Raw genomic sequence first — 24481 nt, forward strand, 5'->3', positions numbered from 1 at the left:
TCCAGCAGCTCTTTGGGGATTTTGGGCAGGTCACGCAAGGGTTTCTTTTTGGTTGGCATACATGCACCTCTTACTCATGTTATGCCCGAACACAAAATTTCTGACACCCTCCAAAGCGGCCCCTCTTTCATGCGGCACTGCGCTCGGCGACGGGCACCTCGGCCAGCCCCCGCCGATAGAGAACCAGGTAATACGACCCCAATCCGATCAACCAGCAGAACACTGCCGTCCACATATTGTGCGACAGGAAGTGCGCACCCTGCATCATCCTGCCCACCGACAGTACCGACCCTGCTATCAAGGCCACTACAAATGCCACCCGCGCCAGGCGCGGCTTGCGATCACGCAGCATGAAGAACAAGGCGAACAGGCAGAAACCGGTCGCTGCATGCCCGCCCGGCCAGCACAGGCCAGGCTTGTCGGTAGGCGGCCGTGGTTCCAGCAGCTTGCTGTAGGTTTCGGTGCCGCCAAACTGGGTCAGGCTCCAAGGGCACTGCACCTGGGTGACTTTTTTCAGCGGTGTGACAAACGCCGTGGACAAGCCCAGTGCCAGCGCCAGGCAGCCCAGTTCACGGCGCCAGCCAAACAGGCGCTTCCAGAAAAAGCTCGCGGCAAAGGTCAGCAGCGATATCACCCCCAACAGGATCACCACTTGCTTGACCCGGTCATGCAGGATGTTTTCCAGCAGGTAACTGTGGCGGCCAATGAACTGCCCGGCAGCGGGGTCGAAGAACAGGTTGGCGACATCCATGTCGACTGAAGTCAGCTCCAGCAGGATCAAGGCCAGCGCAGTCGCCAGGGGAATCCCCAGGTACAGCCAGTAGTTGATCGGGCGAGGGCGGGTGCGTTGCTGCATGACGGCTCCAGGGCGCGAAAAAGATCGGGTATTGTCGGCCGCCCGCTATCCTGTGTCCGTGAAGGATCAGTGAAAAAACCGTCAAGTGCGGTGAATTTTCCCCAGGGCTGGCACCGTGCAGGCATAGGCCTTAAGCTGCGCCTGCCGCGCACCACAGCGAAGAGCGCCGCACAGGAGAAACCGATGCGCATTCTTTTGGTTGAAGACAACCGCGATATCCTGGCCAACCTGGCCGATTACCTGGGCATGAAAGGCTACACCGTCGACTGTGCCCAGGATGGCCTGTCCGGGCTGCATTTGGCCGCCACCGAACACTACGACCTGATCGTACTCGACATCATGCTGCCAGGCATCGATGGCTACACCCTGTGCAAGCGCCTGCGCGAAGATGCCCGCCGTGACACGCCGGTGATCATGCTCACTGCCCGTGACCAGCTGGACGACCGCCTGCAGGGCTTCCGCTCTGGGGCTGACGACTACCTGCTCAAGCCATTTGCCTTGTCGGAGCTGGCGGCGCGCATCGAAGCGGTGCTGCGCCGTGCCCAGGGCGGTGGGCGCCGCACCCTCCAGGTGGCTGACCTGAGCTACGACCTCGATACCCTTGAGGTAACCCGCCAGGGGCGCCTGCTGAAGCTTAACCCGGTCGGCCTCAAGCTGCTGGCGGTACTGATGCAGAAAAGCCCGCACGTACTGCGCCGCGAGGTGCTGGAAGAAGCCTTGTGGGGCGATGACTGCCCCGATAGCGACAGCCTGCGCAGCCATGTGCATCAGTTGCGCCAGGTGATCGACAAACCGTTTGAAAAACCGTTGCTGCATACCGTCCATGGCGTCGGCTATCGCCTCGCCGAGGGCCGCGATGGAGTTTAAGCAAAGCCTTGCCCAGCGTATCATCATCGCCTTTGCCCTGATGAGTGCGCTGGTGGCCGGGGCCTTCGCATTCGGTATCGTTGGCACGGTGCACCTGGTCGAAGAGCGACTGATTTCCTCGGTACTGGGCGGTGACCTGCAGCGCCTGCTGCGTATGGACAGCGTCAGTGACTGGAGTCATCGGCCTCGCCCAGACCAGCTGTTCTATTTCAGTGGCGGGCGTGACGACTTCGAGCTGCCCAAGGACCTGCGGCACCTCGACCGCGGTTTCCACGAAGTGTTCCGAGACCAGCTGTCCTACCACGCCATGGTTGAGATCGTCGATGGTCGCCGTTATGTACTGCTGCAGGACCAGAGCGACTTCGAGGAGCGCGAGCGCGTACTGTTTGCCGTGGTTGTGGTGGGCTTCGTGCTCAGCCTGGTGTTGGCGGTCATCCTTGGCTGGCTGGTTGCACGTCGGGTAATGGCACCGGTCATCCGCCTGGCGCGTCAGGTGCGACACCGCGATCAACTACTGGGCCTGGCCCCGCCGCTGGCTCCGGATTATGCGGCAGACGAAGTCGGCCAGCTTGCAGTGGCTTTCGACGACACCCTGGGCCGCCTGCGTGATGCGCTGACCCGCGAGCGGCTGTTCACCAGCGACGTCAGCCACGAGCTGCGCACGCCGTTGATGGTGTTGGCGACCTCGTGTGAGCTTCTGATGGAAAACCCCGGCCTCGATGCCCGTGCGCGTAGCCAGGTGGAGCGCGTGGCGCGGGCCACCGAAGAAATGCGCGAGCTGGTCAAGACCTTCCTCATGTTGGCCCGCGCGCAGCGTGATGAGGGGGCAGTGGCGTCACGGGCGACCCTGCGCGAAGTGGCCGACGAGCTCATCGGGGTGTGGCGCGACACCATCGAACAGAAAGGCCTCACCCTGTATTTCGATGGTCGCGTGAGCGCTAGCCCTGTGCTGTACAACGCCACCTTCCTGCAGTCGGTGATGGGCAACCTGCTGCGCAATGCGGCGCACTACACCGACAGTGGGTATATCCGCCTGAGCCTGGAAGCCAACGGTTTCAGCGTAGAGGACAGCGGCGTGGGTATCCCCGAAGAGCAGCGCGAGGCCATGTTCAGGCCGTTCGTGCGCGGCGATGAACGGCGTGGCGAGGGGCTTGGGCTGGGGCTTTCGCTGGTGCAGCGGATCTGCGACGACCAAGGTTGGCGTGTCACCCTGACATCCACCTTGCCGCATGGCTGCCGCTTCCAGGTGGACCTGAGCAACACCGTGGCCAAAGGCGACCCGGACACCTTGGTCGAGTAATGTTTTGTATCAGGTCAAATAGTGCTCAACGTTTTTTTCACATTGGCATGACCTGATTCCAACGCTTACATGACTAGTGTGGGCGCAATGGAGTCAGGAGATGCCCAATGCGTAGCCCCATCAAGCTTGAATTTTCCGAGAAGTACGACAAAGACCATGCACGCGAGTACTTTCTCAAGCACCAGGACGGCCTGGCGCGACGCCTTTCCCACAAGCGAGATGAGCAGTTGGCGCGCCGCGCCTTGGCATTGGCGGGCGAGCCTGGCCTGGTACTCGACCTGCCATGCGGAGCGGGCCGTTTCTGGCCGCTGTTGGCGGAAAAGCCCAATCGGGTAATCATCGGTGCCGACAACTCCGAGGCCATGATCGAGACAGCCTGTGCGGCGCAACCGCCAGAAGTGGTGGCACGGGTACGGCCTTTGCAGACTTCGGCATTTGCCATCGACCTGCCAGACAACGCCGTGGACAGCATTTTCTGCATGCGCCTGTTCCATCACATTGGCGAGTCGGCGCACAGAAAGACCATTCTTTCGGAATTTCAACGAGTTAGCCGTGATAGCGTGATCCTGTCACTGTGGGTGGATGGCAACTTCAAGGCCTGGCGCCGGAAAAAGCTGGAGCAGCGCCGTAGCGCCAAGGCCGAGCAGGATAATTACCAGAACCGTTTCGTGTTACCTGCCGAAACGGTCGAAGAAGAATTCAGGGCCGCCGGCTTCAGAATCCAGGAACGCCTGGACTTCCTGCCGTTCTATGCCATGTGGCGGGTCTATGTATTGCGTAAGGGGTAGTGTTTGATGGCTGTAGCCCATAAAGGGGAAGCGCAGTTCGATTTTTACTGGCGCCAGCAAGGCGAGTGGGTCGAGGAGCCTAACCAGCGCCGCGGCGGCGAGAGTGGCGTGCAACGCCTTAACGATGCCGATGGCAAGCTGTTGTATGCCAAACGCCAGGTTGGGCATATCTACCGCAGCCTGTTGCACCCTTTTGGTCGGCCGACTGTGTTGCGTGAACTCGATGCGCTGAACAGTTTCGAGCAGTTGGGCGTGCGTGTACCGCGCATCGTCTTCTGTGGCGCACAGCGTGATGCCGAGCACCAGTGGCGCGCGCTGCTGGTCAGCGAAGCGCTGGACGGTTTTGTCGAACTCGACACCTGGCATGCCGAAGGTGCCCGCGAGCGTTACCCGCAGGTGGTGCATGAGCGCATGCTCAAGGACCTGGCGGACAACCTGGCGCGGATGCACCTGGGGCACTGGCAGCACGGCTGCCTGTATGGCAAGCACGTATTCATCAAGGTAATCGGCGAGGGCGAGCAGGCTCGCGTCGAAGTGGCGCTGCTGGACCTGGAAAAGTGCAGGCGGCGTATCAGCTGCCAGCGTGCGGCCGGCAATGACTTGCGTCAGCTACGCCGCCATTCGTCGCTCAATGACGCGGAATGGCAGACACTGCTCTACTTTTACAAGATGGCGTTTGGCAGCGCTGTCAAAGGGTTAGAGTAATGAAACTAGAAATTGCTCGAGCTTTGTTCCTGGTAGCTGGCCTGGCGGTGACCACCGTGGCGGTGGCGGCCTGGGAAGAGCCGAGGCCAACGGTGTTCAGCAAGGCTGAGATGGCAGACCAGTGCGCGTTGCCGCGGGATGCAAAACCGCAGCAGCAGGCCCAGAGCGAGCCGGACCAGGACCTTTTGCTGTTCCTGTTTGGCCTGCGTCAAGGGTTGCGGCCATTTGGATGAACCCTGCGTTAGCTGAAAAAGCCAGAGGCCTCGCGATTGCGGGGCCTTTGGCTTTTTGCATCTGCGTTGCCGGCCTCTTCGCGGGCAAGCCCGCCCCCACAGGTCGGTTCAAGCGATTGCAGGTGCCTTGGCGCTCGCCTTGTGCGCCAGCAGGGTGTAGACGCACGGCAACACAAACAAGGTAAACAGCGTGCCAATCGACATCCCGGTGGCAATCACCATACCGATGTCAAATCGGCTGACCGCTCCCGCCCCGGTTGCCAGAATCAGCGGCACCATGCCGAACACCATCGCCGCGGTGGTCATCAGCACCGGCCGCAGGCGAATGGCCGCTGCTTCCTCGATCGCTTCGCGCACACTTAGGCCACGCTCATCGCGTAGCTGATTGGCGAACTCGACGATCAGGATTCCGTGCTTGCTGATAAGCCCGATCAATGTCACCAGCCCGACCTGGGTGTAGATGTTCATGCTCGACACACCCAGGAACAGCGGCAAAAGCGCGCCACAGATGGACAACGGCACGGTCACCAGAATCACCAACGGGTCGCGGAAGCTTTCGAACTGTGCAGCCAGCACGAGGAAAATGATCGCCAGCGCCAGGCCGAAGGTGACCCACAATGCGCTGCCTTCCTGCACATACTGGCGGGCCACGCCGGCGTAGTCGAAGGCAAAGCCCTCCGGGGCCTCTTCGCGAGCGATGTCCTGCACGGTCTTCAGTGCCTCGCCCAGGCTGACCATGGGGACGCCCTGGATGATCGCAGCGTTCAGTTGCTGGAACTGGTTGAGCTGGCGTGGGCGAGCGCGGTCGGTGAGGGTGATCAGGGTCGACAACGGCAACAACTGGCCCTGCTCGTTCTTCACGTAGTAGTTGTTCAGCCAGCCGGGGTTGTCGCGGTAAGGCCGTTCAACCTGGGCGATCACCTTGTAACTGCGGCCTTCAAGGGTGAAGCGGTTGATTTCCGCCTCGCCCAGCAGGGTCGCCAGGGTGCCGCCGAGGGTGTCCATCGACACCCCCATCTGCGCCGCCTTTGCCCGGTCGATGTCCACCACCACTTCGGGCTTGTCGAAGGCAAGATCGATATCGAGGAAGGCGAACTTGCCCGATGCCTGAGCGCGCGTCTTGATGCGCTGGGCCACGTCCAGCAGTGCCGGGTAGTCGCCAGCGGTATTGATCACAAACTGGAATGGCAAGCCCTCGCCAGTGCCGGGCAACGACGGCAGGTTGAAGCCGAAGATCTGCAGCCCGCTGATTTCCTCGAGTTTGGCCTGCACCAGCGGCAGTAGCTCCATCTGTGTGCGTTCGCGCTCGTTCCAGGGCTTGAGCAAAAAACCACCGATACCGGTCTGCACGCCGTTGAAGCCGTTGATCTGAAACGACGAGTAATACTCGGGGAAGGCCTTGAACAGCGGTGTGAACTGGTCGGTGTAGGCGTTGAGGTAGTCGAGGTTGGCCGGTTGAGGCGAGCTGCTCATCATGAAAATCACCCCCTGGTCCTCATTGGGCGCCAGTTCGTTCTGGGTGAATTTGAGCAGCACCGGGATCAGGCACAGGATGATCACGGCAAACACCAGCACCACCGGCCGGCTGTCGAGGGTGGCGTGCAGCACGCGCTGGTAGCGCCCTTTCAGGCGTTCGAACAGCTGGTCGAGGCGGTGGGCCAGGCCGCTCGGGTTCTGCTCCCGGCGCAGCAGCAGGGCGCACATCATCGGTGACAGGGTCAGGGCAACGATACCGGAAATGACCACCGCCCCGGCCAGCGTCAGGGCAAACTCCTTGAACAGCGCGCCGGTGAGCCCGGTGAGGAAGCCGATCGGTGCATACACGGCGGCAAGGGTGATGGTCATGGACACCACTGGCATGGCAATTTCGCGCGCGCCTTCCAGGGCTGCGTCGAACGGCGACTTGCCTTCTTCCATGTGCCGGTGAATGTTTTCCACCACCACAATGGCATCGTCCACCACCAGGCCGATGGCCAGCACCATGGCGAGCAGGGTCAGCAGGTTGAGCGAGTAGCCCATCATCTGCATGAAGAACAGTACACCGATCATCGACAGCGGTATGGTCACCACCGGAATCAGTACCGAGCGCAGGGCACCGAGGAACAGGAACACCACCACGATGACGATCAGCACCGCTTCGCCCAGGGTCTTGATCACTTCGTCGATCGAGGCCTGGATGAACCGCGTGGCGTCGTAGGCAATCGACACTTTCAATGCCGAGGGCAGCTGGCTTTCCAGCTCAGGCATGATGCGCCGCACTTCCTTGATGACATCCAGTGGGTTGGCGGCCGGGGTGGCCTTGATGCCGATATAGACCGACGGGGTGCCGTCGAACGAGCTGACCGTGTCGTAGTTTTCTGCGCCCATCTCGACCCGCGCCACATCGCCCAGCAGCACGCGGCTGTCACCGCTGGTCTTGAGCGGCAGGGCGGCGAACGCCTCGGCCGACTTCAGTTCGGTGCTGGCGTTGACGCTGGTGACCACGTATTCGCCTTTCACCTCGCCAGCGGCGGAAAGGAAGTTGTAGCGGCGTACGGCATTGGTCACGTCGGTAGCCGAAAGGCCGAAACCGGCCAGCTTCACCGGGTCCAGCCAAAGGCGCATGGCGAACACCTGGTTGCCGAGGATCTCCGCCTCGGCCATGCCCGGCAAAGTGGCCAGCTTGGGCTGGATAACACGTGACAGGTAGTCGGTGATCTGCGGGTTGCTCATTTCCTTGCTGTAGAAGCTGACGTACATCAGCGCCGAGGCGTCGGCAGCTTCCTTGCTCAGTACCGGGTCTTCTGAGTCCTGGGGAAGCTTGTTACGCACCTCATTGGCCTTGGCCAGCAGTTCGGTGAACAGCCGGTCGCTGTCGGCGCCAACGCGCGCGTAAATGGAAATGATCGAGAAGTTCTGCCGGCTCACCGAGGTCATGTAGTCAATGCCTTCGGCGCTGGCCAGGCTTTGCTGCAATGGCTGGGTGATATAGCCCTGAATGGTTTCGGCGTTGGCCCCGGGGTAGGCGGTAGTGACCGTGATCAGGGCGTTTTCCATTTGCGGGTACTGGCGGATCTGCAGCTTGTTCCAGGCTTGGAAGCCGAGCAGCAGAATCAGCAGGCTGACCACGCTGGCCAGCACCGGGCGGCGGATGAACGGGTCGGTGAACGCCATGCCAGCCTCCTGTCAGTCCTTGGCCGCCGCGCCCGGTTCGGGCTTGAGGGCGTTGTCCTGGCCAATGCGTATCGCGGCACCGGGTGTGAGTTTCAGCTGCCCGGCGGTGACCACCTGTTCCCCGGCCTGCAGGCCTTCGCTGACTACAACCACGCCGTCTCGGCGCTCGCCAGTCTTTACCGTGCGCTGTTCGGCGACCAGCTGGGGTTGGCCCTTGTCGTCGTACTCCGGCTTGCCGTCCTTGTCCTTTTTCGGTGAGGCGACATACACCGAGTTGCCATACAGGGTGTAGGTAATGGCGCTTTCCGGCACCACCACTTGTGGCTGCGGGTTGGGCAGCAGGATCAACAGGCTGGCGAACATGCCTGGCAGCAGTTTGCCGTCGGGGTTGGCCAGGGTGGCACGTACCAGCAGGTTGCGCGTGGTTTCCTCGACCTTGGGGTTGATGGCGCTGAGGCTGGCGGGGAAGCGCTGGCCGGGGTAGGCGGCCACTTGCACCAGCACCTGCTGGCCCAGGCTCAGGCGTGGCAGGGCCTGTTCCGGCACGTTGAAGTCTACGTACAGGCTGGACGTGTCTTGCAGGGTGGCGATCACAGCCCCGGCGGCCAGGTACTGGCCGATGTCCACCTGGCGGATGCCGATGGTGCCGCTGAAAGGCGCATTGATGCGTTTCTTGATCTTCTGCGCCTTAAGCTGCTCGACCACTGCCTGGTTGCGCCGGTACTGGGAGGAAAGGCGGTCGAACTCGCCGCGGGAGATGGCCGAATCGCCCACCAGCTGGCTGCCACGGCCGAAGTCGACCTTGGCCAGGCCCAGGTCGGCCAGGGCGGTACCGAGCAGGGCTGTTTCCTGATCGTCATTGAGCTGCAAGAGCAGTTGCCCGGCCTTGACCTGCTGGCCTGAGTCGAAGTGCAGGGATTTGACGATGCCTTCCACCTCCAGGCTCAGATCCACACCCTGCAGCGCCTTGAGGCTGCCGACAGCGGGCAGGCGCTCTTGCCACGGGCGCTGTTCAGCCATGGCAGCCGCCACGGTGATAGGGGGCTTGGGGGCAGTGAACATCTGGATCTGCTGGTAGATCGAGAAGGCTTTGTAACCCCCCAGGGCCAGCACGATCAGCAGAACCACGGCCAACATGATGAGCATGCGGCGGCGCAGCATAGGTCCGGTTCCTTGGATGCAGTTGTTATTCGCTTCTACACGACAACGGGCGATCCTGCCCACGTGTGGATGGGGGAAGTATTGACTGTTTTTCCGGAGATGGGGGGGTAAATGCCTGTGCCGGCCTTTTCGCGGCTAAAGCCGCTCCTACAGGGACTGTGTAGAACCCTGTGGGATCGGCTTTAGCTGCGAGAAGGCCAGTGAGTGCAACAGAACAATCAGACGAGATGCAGGTGGTTGTCCCAGAAGCCGGACGGCAGGTTCATCGGTTGCCCGACCAGTTCGGCCTTGCGGCAATCGTAGAACCGGCAGCGGCCCTGCCCGGAGGTGACGACAAAGCCGTCCTTCACCGCGCCAACGCCTGCGCAGTCGGGCATCGGGGCATCCAGCCGCACCGCGCCGCTGTCCAGGTCCCAGACGAACAGGCGGTTGGCCCGCGGTGCCGTCAGCGCCACCAGCCGCAGCTCGCTGTGGATGGCAACGCTTGCGGTGTATTGGGCCATGGCTTGCAGTTGCCGCTCTGGCACCGGGAAGGCCTTGAATGGCTCGCCCGGGCGCTTGATCGCCAGCAGCTCGGCAGTTTCATCGGCATCGCCCATGAACTGCTGGCAGGCGGCGATGGTGCCATCGCTGGCCACTGCCAGGTGTCGCACGCTGTTCATCTGCTGGGTCAGGGTTTCCTTGCTCAGCAGGGTGCCGTTGCGCTGCATCAGCACCAGGCTCGGTTGCATGGCGTCGAGGTTCATCTCGACACGGCTTTCGGCTTCGGTACGGATACCGCCGTTGGCCACGACCAGCGTTTCACCGTCAGGCAGCCAGGCAACCTCGTGCGGGCCGATACCGTGGGTCGGGATTTCACCGGTGTGCACCAGGCGTTCGCCTTCGAAACGGTACACGCCAAGCACGCCGCGCCCGGGGTCGGTGGTGTCGTTCTCGGTGGCATACAGCCATTCGCCACCTTTGTGTACGACGGCGTGGCCATAGAAGTGCCGGTTCGGCTGCGAGGCAACCGTTTGCAGCAGGCGCCCGTCACGCAGGTCGATCAGGTAGCTTTCGGTGCCTGGGCGGCGGGCGACGAACAGGGCGATGGGCAGCTCGGGGTGGTGGATGATGGCATGACAACGCTGAGCGACCTGGGTGCTGAACACCTGTGTGCCGTCCAGGCGAAAACCTACGGCATAGTGCTGGCCGTTGCCGTTGTCACGCGCCGAGAGCAGCAAGGGTTCGCTGCCTTTGTTGCGGAACAGGCTCCAGCCGCCCAAGGTGAGGGCACTGAGCAATACGCTACCGAGTTTGAGTGCCTGGCGTCGCAGCATGATCAGTCACCGTCGTTGGCATTGAAGCCCAGCTGGATGTTCAGCGCCTTGGCCAGATCGCCTTCGTGCAGGCGGTGGACGACGTTCAAGCTGTCGTAGATCTGGTTGAGGGTTTGCTGACCGGCGTCGTCGGCCAGCAGCTCACCCAGCGTTTTCTGGTTATCGGCCAGCAACTTGAGCGAGGTTGCGTAGGCAGCGTCGATCTTGTCCGCCAGCGCTTTCTGATCGCTGGGCAGCAGGCCGCGCAGGCCCTGGTTGTCTACCCCGACCCAGACAGCTTCGGCGGCCTTGAGGCTGGCCTGCAGGCTGTTCATCGAGTTGTGGCTGCGCCAGGCCTCGGCCTGCAGCGGCTGCGGGATGCCCTTGCTCTGACGGCCCATCGGTGCGCCGAGCTTCTTCTTCAGGGTATCCAGGGCGGTCACCTGGGCGCGCAGCAGATCGGCGATAGCCTCGTGGGAATCGGCGTAGCGCTGGTTGGGGAACTTGGTCATCTGCGAGAGCATGCCGTCGGTGCTGTTCCAACCTTTGAGAATCTCCTCTGCCAGGGCTTTCTGGTGTGCGCCGATGGCCACCAGCAGCGGGCAGTAGCGGGCTTTCTGTTCGGCAGTGGCGATGTCCGGCTTGCTGTCGAACAGGATGTACTCATAGGCCGACAAGCCACGTACCACTACGCTGGACTTGCCCAAAGCCTCAGCATCAACCGGCTTGTCGCCGTTGACCAGTTGCTCGACCTGACGGCCGACCAGGTTTTTCTTGTCAGGCCAGAATTGGACCTGCCAGGCGCGGTTGCCTTCAGCCAGCGGGCCGACCAGTAGCGGTTGCAGCTCGGCCCAGGCTTTTTGTGCATTGAGGAAGTCGGCGCGGGCTTTGTCCAGGCTTTCCTTGCCTTCGCAATAGGCCAGGGCACTGGCAGCCAGCGTACGGTCGGCTTCGACCCAGCGGCTGTAGGTAGGCAGGATCACCTGGTTGGCGATGGCGGCGGAGGTCACTGCTTGCGGGTCTTGTGGCGAGCAGGCACCGAGGGCGAGTGCGGCGAGGCTGGTGAACAACAGTTTGGGTCGGAACATGCCCGGCTCCTTTGCGCGTTTAAAGTGAGTTCAGGAACGCGAGCAACGCAGCGCGCTGCTCGGCATCGAAAGTGAGTACGAAATTGCGTGCCGCCTCGGCTTCGCCACCGTGCCACAGCACGGCTTCAAGCAGGTTGCGGGCGCGGCCGTCATGCAGGAACTGGCTATGGCCGCTGACCGTTTCGCTCAGGCCGATGCCCCACAGTGGCGGCGTACGCCAGTCCTGGCCGTTGGCGGCGAATTCGGTGCGCTCGTCGGCCAGCCCCGGGCCCATGTCATGCAGCAGCAGGTCGCTGTAGGGGCGGATGACCTGGTTGGCCAATGCGGGTTCGGTGGCGTCGGCGGCTGTGGTGAACTGCGGTGTGTGGCAACCTTGGCAACCCGCCTGGTAGAACAGGTTCTTGCCCGCCAGCACCTGTGGCGAGCCGACGTCGCGGCGGGCCGGCACAGCCAGGTTGCGGGTGTAGAACGTGACCAGGCGCAGGATGTTGTCGCTGACTTCTTTCTCGCCATCGGCACCGTCGCCGTTGGGCGCAGCCAGGCAGCCGGTTTGTGCCGGAGTGCAATCGTCGTTGGGCAGCAGGGTGCTGGTCAGGCCCATGTCGCCGGCAAAGGCGTGCACGTTTTGCTGGTTGACGTTGGGCTGCCCGGCTTTCCAGCCGAAGCGGCCGATCACTGTTTTGCCCTGGGCGTCGTCCCATACACGGTTGGCCCGCCCGCGGATGCCATCGCGGTTACGGTCGTCCGGGTCTTCGTTGGCCAGCAGGTCGGCTTCGGGGATCGCTTCAAGCAGGCCCAGGCCGATCATCGGTGGTGCCACCCGCGCAGAAAAACGCGTGTCGGGGTGCATCACTCCATAGCCGAGCTGGGTGATCTGCAGGGCTGGCTTGCGCAGCTCGACCTGGTGGCCGTCCTTGAATGACACGGTTTCGTGGGTGTAGCTCACCCGCACCTTGCCTTCGGGCGCCACGCCGGGGATGGCCATGTCCTGCAACTGGGTACCGTAGACGGGCTCTGGCACCACGCCGAGGCGCTCGATCACTTTGGCCAGGTAGGGTTGGTCGGGGATCGACAGGCGCACCAGCATACCCACCGCGTTGCTGTCGCCCTGCTCTGGTGGGTGGCCACGGCCATCGCGCACGTGGCAGTTCTGACAGGCGTTGGTATTGAACAGCGGGCCCAGACCATCACGCGCGGTGGTGGTTGACGGCGCGATCACCCAAGGGTTGCGAAAGAAACTGTTGCCAACGGCGAAGTCCAGGCGCAGCGCTGGCGAGAGGTTGGCCGAGGGCAGGGAATAGGCATTGCGGTCGCTGCGCTGCACGGTCGCCTGGCCACCCGACAACGCTTCGCCGGGCTCGGCGTGGGTGAAGCGCGGGGCGTCGTCACAGGCGGCCAAGGCCAAGGCCAGCAGCAGAGGGGGGAGTCGGGACAGCGACGAGGACATCGAGAATCCTGGGCGTGAGCGAAAAACCGGCGTGCAGCTTAGCAGGCCCAGGATCATTGAATAAGAGCAATTTGCGTTTGCTTGATGAAATCGCTGCCAGCGCGGTTGCTCAGGCCATATAGAGCATGAAGTGTCGGTTGACCAGGTTGACGATCAGGTTCTTGTTGCCGCCACCGCGATTATCGCCGATGACTTCGATGACGTCTTCGCTGGTGTATTCCATGGAGGAGGCGGTAATGCACTTGACCGCGTCCATGTGCGCAGGTTGCCAGTAATCCTGGAATAACCAGATGCTGGTGTCGGCAGACGGGCCGAGGATCAGGCGCAAGGCCTTGTGGTTCTCAGTCGATCTGCCGATCCACGGGATGGCCAGCGAGCCATTCCAGACGTGCTGGGCGCCGACTGCCAGGCTGTTGCTGCGGTTTTCACCGTCGATCAGGGTCAGGGTATAAGGCGTGTTATTGGCGATGGAGCGCAAGTAGGTGACGTTGGCCATGTAGTGTTTTCCTTTCAATGTTCAGTTTTCGGGCGTGGCAACGGGCTGGTCGGGGTGCGATAGACATAGGCCGCGAGCAAGGTGATTTCGTTGAACGGTGGGTCGAGCTCGGCGGGATGAAAGCGACCAAGCAGCTGCATCCCTTGGTCAATGGCGACTGCCTCGAACATACGGCGGTCAGTTTCGTTGGGGTCGTACAGGTAGATCTTGCCGGGGCGGGCAACTACCCGGCACATTTCCTCGGCCACATGCCGGGTGATCGGAGCGCCCATCAGCGTCACGTGAGGGACTGCATGGTCGTCGAGGGGAAAGTCCGGAGCATCGTATTCGTATACGACAATGAGGTTGGGAATGTGCCCGCCAGCGAACGGCCCGTTGGAGATGAGCTGGCCAGCCTTGTTCAGGTTGTACGCATCGTTGAATCCGGTGATGAGGTCTTCCCCATTCATGCGCTGGACGATTCGGCCTTCGCCCCAGACATCAAGAATCTGCAGCACTGTGCCTCCTGTTAGGATTGATCGAAGGCCTACAGGATGAGCATCTGCATGCACGCCAGGCAGCGGGAAGCGTTTTACCCGGCAGCAAACGAAAACGCCCGGCACAAGGCCGGGCGTTTTCGATGAAGCGCTACAGCATGATCAGAACTCGTGATCCGCAGTGTCCGGGTTCAGGTTGGCAATGCCCAGCTTGCCCGCGGCCTGCTCGATCGAGCCGGTCTGCTTGACCAGGGCGGCGATGGCGTCACGCACGATCTGGTTGCCGGCAGCATTGTCGGCGGCGATCAGCTGGTCGTAGTGCTCGCCTTTGAGGGCGTGGTCGACGATCACCTGAAGCTTGGCCTCGGTGGCTTCCAGATCGGCCTTGAGGGCTGCATCGGCGGCCGGGTCAACCTTGGCGACCAGCGACGACAGGCTAGGGCCGGTCAGCTTGGTGCCGTCCGGGCGGGTGTACTCGCCCAGGTAGACGTTGCGGATGCCCTTGGCGTCGTAGAAGTGCGAATAGTGAGTGTTGTCGCTGAAGCAGTCTTGCTCGTCTTCTGGCGAGTTGGCTTCCAGCGAAACTTTCATGCGCTCGCCAGCCAGTTCGCCCAGCGACAGGCTGCCCATGCCGAACAGCATCTTGCGCAGGCCGTCGTTGACAGGCTCGGCTTCCAGCTTGGCGCGGTAGTTGTCGGCGACGTTCGGTGTCCAGTTGCCGACCATCTCTTCGAGGTCGGTGACCAGCAGGTCGGTAACCGCTTTGAGGTAGGCGCGGCGGCGGTCGTTGTGGCCGCCGGTGGCGCCCTGGCCTTCCAGGTAGTCGGATGCCGGGCGGTTGCCAGCGCCAGGGCCGGTGCCGTTCAGGTCCTGGCCCCAGAGCAGGAATTCGATGGCGTGATAGCCCGTGGCAACGTTGGCCTCGGAGCCAGCCAGCTCGTTCAGGCTAGCCAGTTTTTCGGGGGTAATGTCCTTGACGTCGACCTTCTCTTCGCCCACCTGGATCTCGGTGTTGGCGATGATGTTGGCGCTGGCCCCCGGGTTGCCCAAGGCGTGCTCGTAGCTCTTGTCGACGTAGTCGATCAGGCCTTCGTCCAGGGGCCAGGCGTTCACCTGACCTTCCCAGTCGTCGATGATGGTGTTGCCAAAGCGGAAGGTTTCGCTCTGCAGGTACGGTACGCGCGCGGCGAACCAGGCTTCCTTGGCGGCTTTCAGGGTTTCGTCGTTGGGCTTGGCCAGGAACGCGTCGACTGCGGTCTGCAGCGTCTTGGCAGTGCTCAGCGAGTCGCTGTACACGGCGTAGACCATGTCGGTGTAATGCTTGACCACGGCTTTGCCGGCGGCTTCGTCGACAGCCCCTGGCGCAACAGCGGTGGTGGCGGCAGCAGGTGCCTGGGCTTGCGGCGCGGCGGCTTTTTCGTCCTTGCCTTCACCGCAACCGGCGAGGGCGATGGCAATGGCCAGCAGACTGGCGGAGGCCAGAGGCATTCGAATCATTATTGGTTTTCCTGCATCGTGTGGTTGGACCAAAGGGGTGGACCGTGCGCCGTGGCACGCAAAACTACAACATCATGCGAAAGATTTGCATTTGCTGTAAAGAGGCGGGCGCGCAATTCATGTAAATCAGGGGCACGGCCTGTAACCGGGCAGGTGGCCTCAGGACACCGAAACCCGGTTGCGTTGCGCTTGTTTGAGGAAGTGGGTCAGTTCACGGGCCGAAAGAGGCTTGCTGTAGTGGTAGCCCTGGCCCTCGTGGCAACCCTGGGCAACGATGTAGGTTTCCTGCTCGGCCGTTTCCACGCCCTCGGCGATCACCTGCATCCCCAGGCTCTTGCCCAGCTGGATGATGGCGCGAACGATGGTGGCGTCGTCATCATCGTCGAGCAGGTCCTGAACGAAACTCTTGTCGATCTTGATCTTGTCCAGGGGCAGCGACTTCAGGTAGCTGAGGGACGAGTAGCCGGTGCCGAAGTCGTCGATGGCAATCAGCGCCCCGGAGCGGCGCAGGCTCAACAGGTGCTGGGCGGCGGTGCTGATGTCTTCCATCAGGCCGGTTTCGGTGACTTCCAGTTCCAGGCTGCGCGGTGGTAGGCGATAGGCTTGCAGCAGGTTGTTGACCACCCGTGGCAGCTCGCTGTGGTGCAGTTGCACGGTAGACAGGTTGACCGCCATGCGCAGGTCGCTGAAGCCCTGGTCGTGCCATTCGCGCAGTTGCCGGCAGGCCTGGTCAAGCACCCATTCGCCGATGCTGATGATGCTGCCGTTCTGCTCGGCCAAGGGGATGAACTGGTCGGGTGGCACCATGCCCAGTTCCGGGTGCTGCCAGCGCAGCAGGGCCTCTACGCCAACCACCCGGTGGTCGCGGTAGCTGATCTGTGGCTGATACACCAGGTAAAGCTGGTTGCGGGGCAGGGCTTCACGCAGGTCCTTTTCCAGTTCGCGACGGCGACGCATCTCGCTGTCGACGCTGGCGATATAGAACTGGTAGCGGTTGCGCGAGCGGGCCTTGGCCAGGGTCATGGTCTGTTCGGCTTTCTGCAGCAGTTTTTCGGTGCTATCACCGTCTTCGGGGAACAGGGTGATGCCGATGGTCGCACGCAGGCGGATTTGCTCGTGGTCGAGGTCGAACGGTACTTCCAGGTCATCAAGGATGCTTTGCGCCAGTTCGGCAGCCTCGTAGGGCTGCTCGATATTGGCCTGTACCAGGGCGAACTGGTCGCCGCCCAGCCGCGCCAGAGCGCCCAGGCGGCCGCTGTGGGCGCGTAGTCGATCGGCCAGGGCCAGCAGCAACTGGTCACCGACCTGGTAGCTGAACTGTTCGTTGATACCCTTGAAGTCGTCCAGGCCAACGCACAGCACTGCCACACGGTGCTGCAGGCGGCCGCCGTCGACGAGGATCTTGTCCAGTTGCTGCTGCAGTTGCTGGCGGTTGGGCAGGCCGGTGAGGAAGTCGTACTGGGCCATGCGCTGCAGGCTGTTTTCCGCCTCGTGGCGCAGATGGGTGTTGCGCTCGATCGAGGCCAGCAACTGGTTGGCGGTGTTCACCCACAGGCCCAGTTCGTTTTTCTCGTGGCCCTTGAGCAGCGGTATCTGGTGCTGGCTGGGGCGGTCAGGGTTGATCTGGGTGAGGTGCTCGATGATCTTCGACAGCGGTTTGGTCAGCAGCCAGTGGTAGATCAGGTAAAGCACCAGGCCCATGGCCATGGCCCGCAGCACGCCGGATATGAAGATGATCACCGCGTTGATCAGGAAATCTTTGCCGTAGGAGGAGGTATCGAGGGTAATGCTGAGATCGCCGTAGTATTCGCTGTAAGGGCCACGGCCGACCAGTTGCGTGGTGTAGGTGCGCTCCTGGCCGAGGATGAGATCGGTGAGCCAGCGCATGGACATGTCCTGCAGCGGGCGGGACTTTTCTGCCAGCATGGTTTCGTTGGGGTGGCCAATGGAGGCCATGCGCACTGATTCGTCCTGGAACAGGCCTTCCATGACCTGCATGCCCATTTCACGGTCGAGGCTGTAAACCGCCTGGGTCGAGGGATCGCGGAACATGTCGAGGATGCGCTGGGCATCGTTGTCCACGGCCTGGCGGGTCTTGTAGGTGTCATAGACGATTTGCGCACAGCTGAGCACGACGCCAACCGCCAACGCCGACAGCAGCACGACCCTGAGCAACTTGACCGACAAGCTGTTCCGCAATTCCAGCTTCAATGGGGTTTCCTTAATCCATGCGCATGGCATCATTTTGCCATCAACGATGACGATACACTACCGGCCGATCATGAGCAGTGTATCGGTTGCCTGACCCCGCAACTTGAATGCGCTGTATCAATCTTCCAGACGTTTGATGTTAGCGTGGTATGCGGCCTGAGCAAGCAAAACCGTGCCAGCCTGTTTGCGGCAACACAGGCACAAAAAAACCCGGCACATGGCCGGGTTTCTCGTTCAAGGCCGAATGACTCAGGCCTTGAAGGTCTTGCCTTCGAACTGCTCGGCAACGAAGGCCCAGTTGACCAGGTTCCAGAACGCCTCGACGTACTTCGGACGCAGGTTGCGGTAGTCGATGTAGTAGGCGTGTTCCCAGACGTCGCAGGTCAGCAGCGGGGTGTCGCCGCTGGTCAGTGGGCAGCCGGCGCCGATGGTGCTGGCCAGGGCCAGGGAACCGTCAGCTTTCTTCACCAGCCAGCCCCAGCCGGAACCGAAGGTGCCAACCGAAGTCTTGGTGAACTCTTCCTTGAACTTGTCGAAGGAACCGAAAGCGGCGTTGATGGCGTCAGCCAGTGCACCGGTAGGCTGGCCGCCGCCGTTTGGCGACAGGCAGTTCCAGTAGAAGGTGTGGTTCCAGACTTGAGCGGCGTTGTTGAAGATGCCGCCCGAAGAGCTCTTGACGATCTCTTCCAGGGTCTTGCCTTCGAATTCGGTGCCTGGGACCAGGTTGTTCAGGTTCACGACATAGGTGTTGTGGTGCTTGTCGTGGTGATACTCCAGGGTTTCCTTGGAGATGTGCGGCTGCAGGGCATCATGGGCGTACGGCAGCGGCGGCAATTCAAAAGCCATGGTGGATCTCCTGATTCAGGTCTGTTTGCGGTTTGCGCAAGGCCGATCACGGGCGGCCCGATAAGCGTCGGCGAGTCTGTACTCTTTGCGACGCAAGGGCTGGATCATAGCACCGGGCCCGGCGCATAACCACGCAACAAACATAGGGAATAGAGGTTCCGGAGGGGTTGGGCTGTACCGACCAGTGGCTCGCCGTTGCGTTGGTGTTGCCAGTGAAGGCGAGCGTCGCTCGATCTGGCAGGCGATGAATATGCCGCACCAAGCCCCGAGGTCAGTTGAAGATCAATTGTGCCGCCACCGCGAACATCATCACCGCCACCATCAGGTCGAGCATGCGCCAGGTCGCAGGCCGCGCCAGCCACGGTGCCAGCCACGCCGCGCCAATGGTCAGGGTCGAGAACCACAGCAGCGAAGCGCTGGCCGCACCGGCCACGTAGGCGCCAGGGGCGGACTGTTGGGCGCCCAGCGAGCCGATCAGCAACACCGTATCGAGGTACACGTGCGGGTTCAGCAGGGTCACCGCCAGGGCGCTGAGCAGTACGGCGCGACGTGAGCGAACGCCCTGGCCTTGCTGGTGCTGCAGGCTCTGCTTGGAGCAGGCACTGCGCAGCGCCTTGGCGCCGTACCAGATCAGGAACACTGCGCCGCCCCAGCGGGCGATTGCCAGCAAGGTCGGGTTGTGTGCCAGCACGGTGGCCAGTCCGAATACCCCGGCGGCCACGAGGACGGCGTCACAGACGATGCACAGCGCTGCCACCGGCAGGTGATGCTCACGGCGCAGGCTCTGGGCGAGGACGAAGGCGTTCTGGGCGCCGATGGCCATGATCAGGCCGAAGGCCACCAGCATGCCATTGAGATAGCTTTGCCACATGGCAGGGCTCTCCAAAAAGGGTCACGGAAGGTGCTGGCCATTGTGATGTTCGGCGCTGTATAAGAAAAACAAATAAAGCTGATCACCCATTAGGAAAATCGATGTTCGACTACAAGCTGCTGGCTGCCCTCGCGGCAGTGATCGAACAAGGCGGTTTCGAGCGTGCGGCGCAGGTGCTGGGCTTGTCGCAATCGGCCATTTCCCAGCGCATCAAGTTGCTTGAGGCGCGGGTCGGCCAGCCGGTGTTGGTACGTGCCTCGCCGCCCGGCACGACCGAAGTCGGTCGGCAGCTACTCAACCATGTGCAGCAGGTGCGCCTGCTTGAACGCGACCTGCAGCGCCAGGTACCGGCGCTGGATGAAGAGGGCATGCCGGAGCGCCTGCGTATCGCCCTCAACGCCGATAGCCTGGCCACCTGGTGGGCCGGCGCGGTGGGCAACTTCTGCGCACAACAGAACGTGCTGACCGACCTGGTGGTTGAGGACCAGGAAGTGGGCCTGAAGCGCATGCGTGCCGGCGAAGTGGCGGCCTGCCTGTGTGGGAGCGAGCGGCCGGTAGCCGGCGCACGCAGTTTGCCACTGGGGGCCATGCGCTACCGGGCATTGGCCAGTCCCGTGTTCATGGCGCGGCACTTCCCCCAAGGTTTTGTCGCCAGCCGCCTGGCCCGTACGCCAGCGATCGTGTACGGCCCGGACGATTTCCTGCAGCATCGCTACCTGGCATCGCTGGGCATAGAGGGTGGTTTCCTGCACCACCTGTGCCCTTCATCCGAAGGCTTCCTGCGCATGACCGAGGCCGGGTTGGGATGGGGCCTGGTGCCCGAACTGCAGGCCCGGGAGCAACTGGCCAGTGGGCAATTGGTGGAAATCTGCCGCGATACCCCTATCGATGTGCCGCTGTACTGGCATCATTGGCGCAATGGCGGGCAATTGCTCGCGCAACTGACCGACCACCTGCGGCACACCGCACAGCATTGGCTGGTGCCCTTGTAGCCGTGGCTGGCGTCAGTTGCATCTGAAATCTGGCAAGACGGAGTGTTACATGCGAATTCTGGTCACCGGCGCGAGTGGCTTCATTGGCGGGCGTTTTGCGCGTTTCGCCCTGGAGCAAGGCCTGGACGTGCGCGTCAGCGGCCGCCGTGCCGAAGGGGTCGAGCATCTGGTCAAGCGTGGCGCACAGTTCATCCCGGGTGATCTGGGTGACGCCGAGCTGGCCCGGCGTTTGTGCCAGGGTGTCGAAGCCGTGGTGCATTGCGCTGGCGCGGTGGGTAACTGGGGGCGCTATCAGGATTTCTACCAAGGCAACGTGGTGGTGACCGAGAACGTGGTCGAGGGCTGCCTGAAAGAGCACGTACGGCGCCTGGTGCATCTGTCTTCGCCGTCGATCTACTTCAATGGCCGTTCGCGTCTGGACGTCCGTGAAGACCAGGTACCGCGTCGCTTCCACGATCACTATGGGCAAACCAAGTACCTGGCCGAGCAGAAAGTGTTCGGTGCCCAGGAGTTCGGCCTGGAAGTGCTGGCGCTGCGTCCGCGCTTCGTTACCGGCGCGGGCGATGCCAGTATCTTCCCGCGGCTGATGCAGATGCAGCGCAAAGGGCGTGTGGCGATCATCGGCAACGGCCTGAACAAGGTCGATTTCACCAGTGTGCACAACCTCAACGAGGCGCTGCTAAGTGCATTGTTCGCTGATGACCGGGCGCTGGGCCAGGCTTACAACATAAGCAACGGCCAGCCACTGCCGCTGTGGGACGTGGTCAACTACGTGATGCGCCAGATGCAGCTTCCCCAGGTGACCCGCTACCGTTCCTATGGCCTTGCCTATAGCCTGGCCGCGCTGAACGAGGCGGCCTGCATGTTATGGCCAGGGCGCCCGCAACCGACTTTGTCGCGCCTGGGGATGCAGGTGATGAGCCGTGATTTCACCCTGGATATCAGCCGTGCCCGGCAGTACCTGGACTACCAGCCCAAGGTCAGCCTGTGGACGGCGCTGGATGAATTCTGCGGCTGGTGGAAGCATTTGCCGCCCGGCTGACAATGGTCATCAATGCGCCGCGCTGGCGGTTTATACTCGTGCCTCTTTGTGACTACCGCGGTTGAATGTATCCATGCGTAACCATGCTCACGATGACTTTGATGACGTGCCTGCCTTGCGGGCGGGCACCGTTGATGATGACGAACTGATGCCGGCGCATGTGATCCGCAGCCGCCAGAAAGCCGCCCGCGGGGCCAGCACGGCGCCGTTGTGGGCGTTGATCGGTGCCGCGTTCATCGCGTTGGCGGGCCTGGGTTGGTGGAGCTTTCAGCAGATCTCGCTGATGGAGCAGCAACTGGTGGCGACCCAGGAAAGCTTTGCCCGCATCAGTGAAGAGGCGGCTGGCCGCCTTCAGGCGATCAGTGGCAAGGTGGCGGCCAGTGAGTCGGGCGCCACTACCAGCAGTGAGGCATTGAAGCTACAGCTTCGCCAGTTGCAGCAGGGTGTTGCCGGGCAGACCGGCGACCTGGGCAAGCGTCTGGAGCAGGTGCTGGCCGATACCCGAGAACAGCAGAAGGCTGTGACCGAGCTGCAAAGCCAGTTGCAGGCGCAACTGAAGCTGGTGAATGGCGAGTTGGCGGCGCTGCGTTCGGGCCAGGTCGATGGTGGCAAGCTGGATGCCCAGTTGAAGAGCCTGAGCGAGCAGGTTGCCGCGTTGAAAGCCTCACAGGTGGATGGCGGCCAGCTGGACGGCCAGCTCAAGCGTTTGGGTAGCGAGGTGGCGGCCTTGAAGAAACAGGGCAACCCGAGCGCTGAGATTCAGAGCCTGCAGCAGGACATGCTGGTATTGAAGAGCCAGGTCGACAACCGCCCGGCCGCCGCGTCATCCAGTGGTGCTTCGGTGCAGGAGTTCGATGCCTTCCGTGCGCAGATGACGCGTAACCTGAATACGCTGCAGAGCCAGATTCAGAACCTGCAGCAACAGATCAACGCTCGGCCGTGACGCCGCAGGGGAGGGCGTTGCCCTCCTATCGCGACACAACGCCGCTCCCACTATGTACGGTGTACGCCGATTGAGCTGCGCCCCGGCAATCTTGATTACAACCGCGGGTAATCGATGTACCCCACCGGCCCCTTGCCATAGAAAGTCTCAGGCCGCGCCTCATTCAACGGCGCATCCGCTGCCAGCCGTGCCGGCAGGTCAGGGTTGGCGATGAACGGCACACCAAACGCCACGGCATCCGCTTTGCCACTGGCCAGGGCCGCATTGGCACTGGCCTTGTCGAACCGCTCGTTGACGATGTACGGGCCACCGAATGCCTCTTTGATCAGCGGCCCGATGCTGTCGTCGGCTTCCCGCTCCCGCGAGCAGATGAAGGCGATGCCGCGCTTGCCCAGCGCTCGGGCCACATAGGTGAAGGTCTCGGCGCGGTCGGCGTCGCCCATGTCATGGGCGTCGGCTCGCGGTGCCAGGTGCACACCTACACGCTGCGCGCCCCACACTTCAATGGCCGCATCGGTCACCTCCAGCAGCAGGCGCGCGCGGTTTTCCAGCGAGCCACCGTAACGGTCGGTGCGCTGGTTGGTGCTGCTTTGCAGGAATTGGTCGAGCAGGTAACCGTTGGCGCCATGGATCTCCACACCATCGAAACCGGCAGCCTTGGCATTTTCGGCACCACTGCGGTAGGCCTCGACGATGTCGTTGATTTCTTCGGTTTCCAGCGCCCGCGGGGTAGGGTAGTCACTCAGCGGGCGCACCAGGCTCACATGGCCCTTGGGCTGGATCGCGCTGGGGGCCACAGGCAGTTCGCCATTCAGATAGCTGGGGTGGGAGATACGACCCACGTGCCACAGCTGCAGGAAGATGCGACCGCCCGCGGCATGTACGGCCTTTGTCACATTGTTCCAGCCACGTACCTGTTCATCGTTCCAGATGCCGGGGGTATCTGGGTAGCCGACGCCCATTGGGCTGACCGAAGTGGCCTCGCTGAGGATCAGCCCGGCGCTGGCACGTTGTACGTAGTATTCGGCCATCAGCGCATTGGGCACACGGCCTTCATCGGCACGGCAGCGGGTGAGCGGGGCCATGATGATACGGTTGGGCAGTTGCAGGTCGCCCAGTTTGATCGGATCGAAAAGCGTGGTCATTGTGGTTACCTGCCTTGTCAAAGTGCTTGGCGCAGTTGTTCGAGGAACGCCTGGATGGTGGCTTCGTCGCGTTTGAAGAAGTGCCATTGGCCGATCTTCTGGCTGCTGATCAGCCCGGCGCGCTGCAACGTGGCCAGGTGGGCAGAGACGGTCGACTGCGACAGGCCGCAGCGTTGGTCGATTTGCCCCGCACACACACCGTTTTCGGTGCTGTGGTACTGGTCCGGAAACTGGGTTGCCGGGTCTTTCAGCCAGCTGAGAATTTCTCGCCTGACCGGGTGGGCCAGTGCTTTTATGATTTCGTCGAGATCGAGTGGCATGGTTTGAGGCTCGTTGTAGCGGTATATCGCGATAGGCCGAAATATAATTCGCTGAATTCCGATATACAAATACGAAGGCGTTCTGAGCTGAGCACGAATCGATATATCGCGTTATAACGATATGCTGGGTGGCGATGCTAGACTGCGCTCATGAACTACCTCGCACACTTGCACCTGGGCGGCCCGGCGCCGCAACAACTGCTTGGCAGCCTGTATGGCGACTTTGTCAAAGGCTCCTTGGAAGGGCGCTTTCCGCCTGCGCTGGAGGCGGCCATCCGACTGCACCGGCATATCGACAGTTACACTGACCAGCATCCGGTGGTGCTGGCGGCTCTGGCACGTTTTCCGCGCGAGCGGCGGCGCTTTGCCGGCATCGTCCTGGATGTGTTTTTCGACCATTGCCTGGCACGGCACTGGGGCAACTACGCCGATCAGCCGCTGGAGCAGTTCACTGGTGCGTTTTATCGGGTATTGCTGGCAGAGCCCGAGCTGCCTGGGCGGCTGGCGCGGATTGCGCCGTTCATGGCAGCGGATGACTGGCTAGGGGCGTATGGCGATTTCGACACGCTGGAGCAGGTGTTCAACGGCATTGCCCGGCGCTTGTCGCGGCCTGAGGGGATGGCTGGGGTGATGGTGGAACTGGAGCGGCTGTATGAGCCGCTGCTGGCGGATTTTCGCGAGTTCTACCCGCAACTGCAGGCGTTTGCGGCGGTAGGGCGGATGTCTGACAGTTAGAGGTGTGTGGGTGA

General features: G+C 62.2%; 23 protein-coding genes. 9 read left to right on the forward strand and 14 right to left on the reverse strand.

What is annotated here, in order from left to right; genetic code table 11:
* Positions 1 to 127: 127 nt before the first annotated feature.
* Positions 128 to 856 carry a phosphatase PAP2 family protein gene (locus I8746_RS25025; protein WP_221101150.1) on the reverse strand — a complete coding sequence of 243 codons (729 nt, stop codon included), beginning with the start codon at positions 854 to 856 and terminating at the stop codon, positions 128 to 130.
* A 183-nt stretch (positions 857 to 1039) separates the two neighbouring features.
* On the opposite strand from I8746_RS25025, the gene colR reads away from it, so the two are divergent.
* The 5 genes from colR (at position 1040) to I8746_RS25050 (ending at position 4749) form a co-directional block, all read left to right on the forward strand.
* The gene (gene colR, locus I8746_RS25030; protein ID WP_003255215.1) at positions 1040 to 1723 is read left to right on the forward strand and encodes a two-component system response regulator ColR; all 684 of its coding nucleotides are present in this window, start codon (positions 1040 to 1042) and stop codon (positions 1721 to 1723) included.
* Positions 1713 to 3023, forward strand: coding sequence for a HAMP domain-containing sensor histidine kinase (locus I8746_RS25035; RefSeq protein ID WP_014589790.1), 1311 nt, complete (start codon positions 1713 to 1715; stop codon positions 3021 to 3023). The genes colR and I8746_RS25035 overlap by 11 nt, the downstream gene beginning before the upstream one ends.
* A gap of 107 nt (positions 3024 to 3130) precedes the next feature.
* Positions 3131 to 3811, forward strand: coding sequence for a class I SAM-dependent methyltransferase (locus I8746_RS25040; RefSeq protein ID WP_010952107.1), 681 nt, complete (start codon positions 3131 to 3133; stop codon positions 3809 to 3811).
* Between the two features lie 6 nt (positions 3812 to 3817).
* On the forward strand, positions 3818 to 4516 hold the full coding sequence (locus tag I8746_RS25045) for a lipopolysaccharide kinase InaA family protein (RefSeq protein WP_004574440.1): 699 nt from the start codon (positions 3818 to 3820) through the stop codon (positions 4514 to 4516).
* A complete protein-coding gene (locus I8746_RS25050; protein WP_003255207.1) occupies positions 4516 to 4749 on the forward strand; it encodes a hypothetical protein in 234 nt (77 codons plus the stop codon). The genes I8746_RS25045 and I8746_RS25050 overlap by 1 nt, the downstream gene beginning before the upstream one ends.
* Positions 4750 to 4857: 108 nt before the next feature.
* Here the strand turns inward: I8746_RS25050 and I8746_RS25055 are convergent, their stop codons facing one another.
* From I8746_RS25055 to I8746_RS25105, 11 genes are all read right to left on the reverse strand, one after another.
* Positions 4858 to 7902: a multidrug efflux RND transporter permease subunit gene (locus tag I8746_RS25055; protein ID WP_012051289.1), complete on the reverse strand. Its 3045-nt coding sequence runs from the start codon at positions 7900 to 7902 to the stop codon at positions 4858 to 4860.
* 12 nt (positions 7903 to 7914) lie between these two features.
* Positions 7915 to 9063 carry an efflux RND transporter periplasmic adaptor subunit gene (locus tag I8746_RS25060; RefSeq protein WP_014755415.1) on the reverse strand — a complete coding sequence of 383 codons (1149 nt, stop codon included), beginning with the start codon at positions 9061 to 9063 and terminating at the stop codon, positions 7915 to 7917.
* Positions 9064 to 9281: 218 nt separating this feature from the next.
* Complete coding sequence (locus tag I8746_RS25065) at positions 9282 to 10379, reverse strand: DUF1513 domain-containing protein (RefSeq protein WP_012051291.1); 1098 nt, start codon at positions 10377 to 10379, stop codon at positions 9282 to 9284.
* 2 nt (positions 10380 to 10381) lie between these two features.
* Entirely contained in the window at positions 10382 to 11446 is a 1065-nt protein-coding gene (locus I8746_RS25070; RefSeq protein WP_010952113.1) for an imelysin family protein, read from the reverse strand.
* Positions 11447 to 11465: 19 nt separating this feature from the next.
* Positions 11466 to 12893, reverse strand: a complete 1428-nt coding sequence (locus I8746_RS25075; RefSeq protein WP_221101151.1) for a di-heme oxidoredictase family protein — start codon at positions 12891 to 12893, stop codon at positions 11466 to 11468.
* A 109-nt stretch (positions 12894 to 13002) separates the two neighbouring features.
* Positions 13003 to 13389 (reverse strand): hypothetical protein, encoded by a 387-nt coding sequence (locus tag I8746_RS25080; protein WP_003255197.1) that lies wholly within the window; start codon positions 13387 to 13389, stop codon positions 13003 to 13005.
* Positions 13390 to 13403: 14 nt separating this feature from the next.
* A complete protein-coding gene (locus I8746_RS25085) occupies positions 13404 to 13886 on the reverse strand; it encodes a hypothetical protein (protein WP_012051294.1) in 483 nt (160 codons plus the stop codon).
* 141 nt (positions 13887 to 14027) lie between these two features.
* Positions 14028 to 15362 carry an imelysin family protein gene (locus tag I8746_RS25090; protein ID WP_221101152.1) on the reverse strand — a complete coding sequence of 445 codons (1335 nt, stop codon included), beginning with the start codon at positions 15360 to 15362 and terminating at the stop codon, positions 14028 to 14030.
* Positions 15363 to 15521: 159 nt separating this feature from the next.
* Positions 15522 to 17573: a bifunctional diguanylate cyclase/phosphodiesterase gene (locus I8746_RS25095; RefSeq protein WP_221101153.1), complete on the reverse strand. Its 2052-nt coding sequence runs from the start codon at positions 17571 to 17573 to the stop codon at positions 15522 to 15524.
* A 249-nt stretch (positions 17574 to 17822) separates the two neighbouring features.
* The gene (locus I8746_RS25100) at positions 17823 to 18419 is read right to left on the reverse strand and encodes a superoxide dismutase (protein ID WP_003255187.1); all 597 of its coding nucleotides are present in this window, start codon (positions 18417 to 18419) and stop codon (positions 17823 to 17825) included.
* Between the two features lie 271 nt (positions 18420 to 18690).
* Entirely contained in the window at positions 18691 to 19290 is a 600-nt protein-coding gene (locus I8746_RS25105) for a LysE/ArgO family amino acid transporter (protein WP_221101154.1), read from the reverse strand.
* A 101-nt stretch (positions 19291 to 19391) separates the two neighbouring features.
* Here I8746_RS25105 and I8746_RS25110 point away from each other — a divergent pair, with 101 nt between their 5' ends.
* From I8746_RS25110 to I8746_RS25120, 3 genes are all read left to right on the forward strand, one after another.
* Positions 19392 to 20282 (forward strand): LysR family transcriptional regulator ArgP, encoded by an 891-nt coding sequence (locus I8746_RS25110; protein ID WP_003255184.1) that lies wholly within the window; start codon positions 19392 to 19394, stop codon positions 20280 to 20282.
* Between the two features lie 49 nt (positions 20283 to 20331).
* Complete coding sequence (locus I8746_RS25115; protein WP_003255182.1) at positions 20332 to 21324, forward strand: NAD(P)-dependent oxidoreductase; 993 nt, start codon at positions 20332 to 20334, stop codon at positions 21322 to 21324.
* A 73-nt stretch (positions 21325 to 21397) separates the two neighbouring features.
* Positions 21398 to 22267: an ATPase gene (locus tag I8746_RS25120; protein WP_221101155.1), complete on the forward strand. Its 870-nt coding sequence runs from the start codon at positions 21398 to 21400 to the stop codon at positions 22265 to 22267.
* Between the two features lie 95 nt (positions 22268 to 22362).
* Here the strand turns inward: I8746_RS25120 and I8746_RS25125 are convergent, their stop codons facing one another.
* Positions 22363 to 23412, reverse strand: coding sequence for an alkene reductase (locus I8746_RS25125; protein WP_003255179.1), 1050 nt, complete (start codon positions 23410 to 23412; stop codon positions 22363 to 22365).
* A 17-nt stretch (positions 23413 to 23429) separates the two neighbouring features.
* On the reverse strand, positions 23430 to 23732 hold the full coding sequence (locus I8746_RS25130; RefSeq protein ID WP_003255178.1) for a helix-turn-helix transcriptional regulator: 303 nt from the start codon (positions 23730 to 23732) through the stop codon (positions 23430 to 23432).
* Positions 23733 to 23882: 150 nt separating this feature from the next.
* Here I8746_RS25130 and I8746_RS25135 point away from each other — a divergent pair, with 150 nt between their 5' ends.
* Positions 23883 to 24467, forward strand: a complete 585-nt coding sequence (locus I8746_RS25135; protein WP_012051299.1) for an ACP phosphodiesterase — start codon at positions 23883 to 23885, stop codon at positions 24465 to 24467.
* Positions 24468 to 24481 lie beyond the last annotated feature (14 nt).

This window comes from Pseudomonas sp. USTB-Z (assembly GCF_019691255.1).
In the GTDB taxonomy this organism is placed as follows: domain Bacteria; phylum Pseudomonadota; class Gammaproteobacteria; order Pseudomonadales; family Pseudomonadaceae; genus Aquipseudomonas; species Aquipseudomonas alloputida.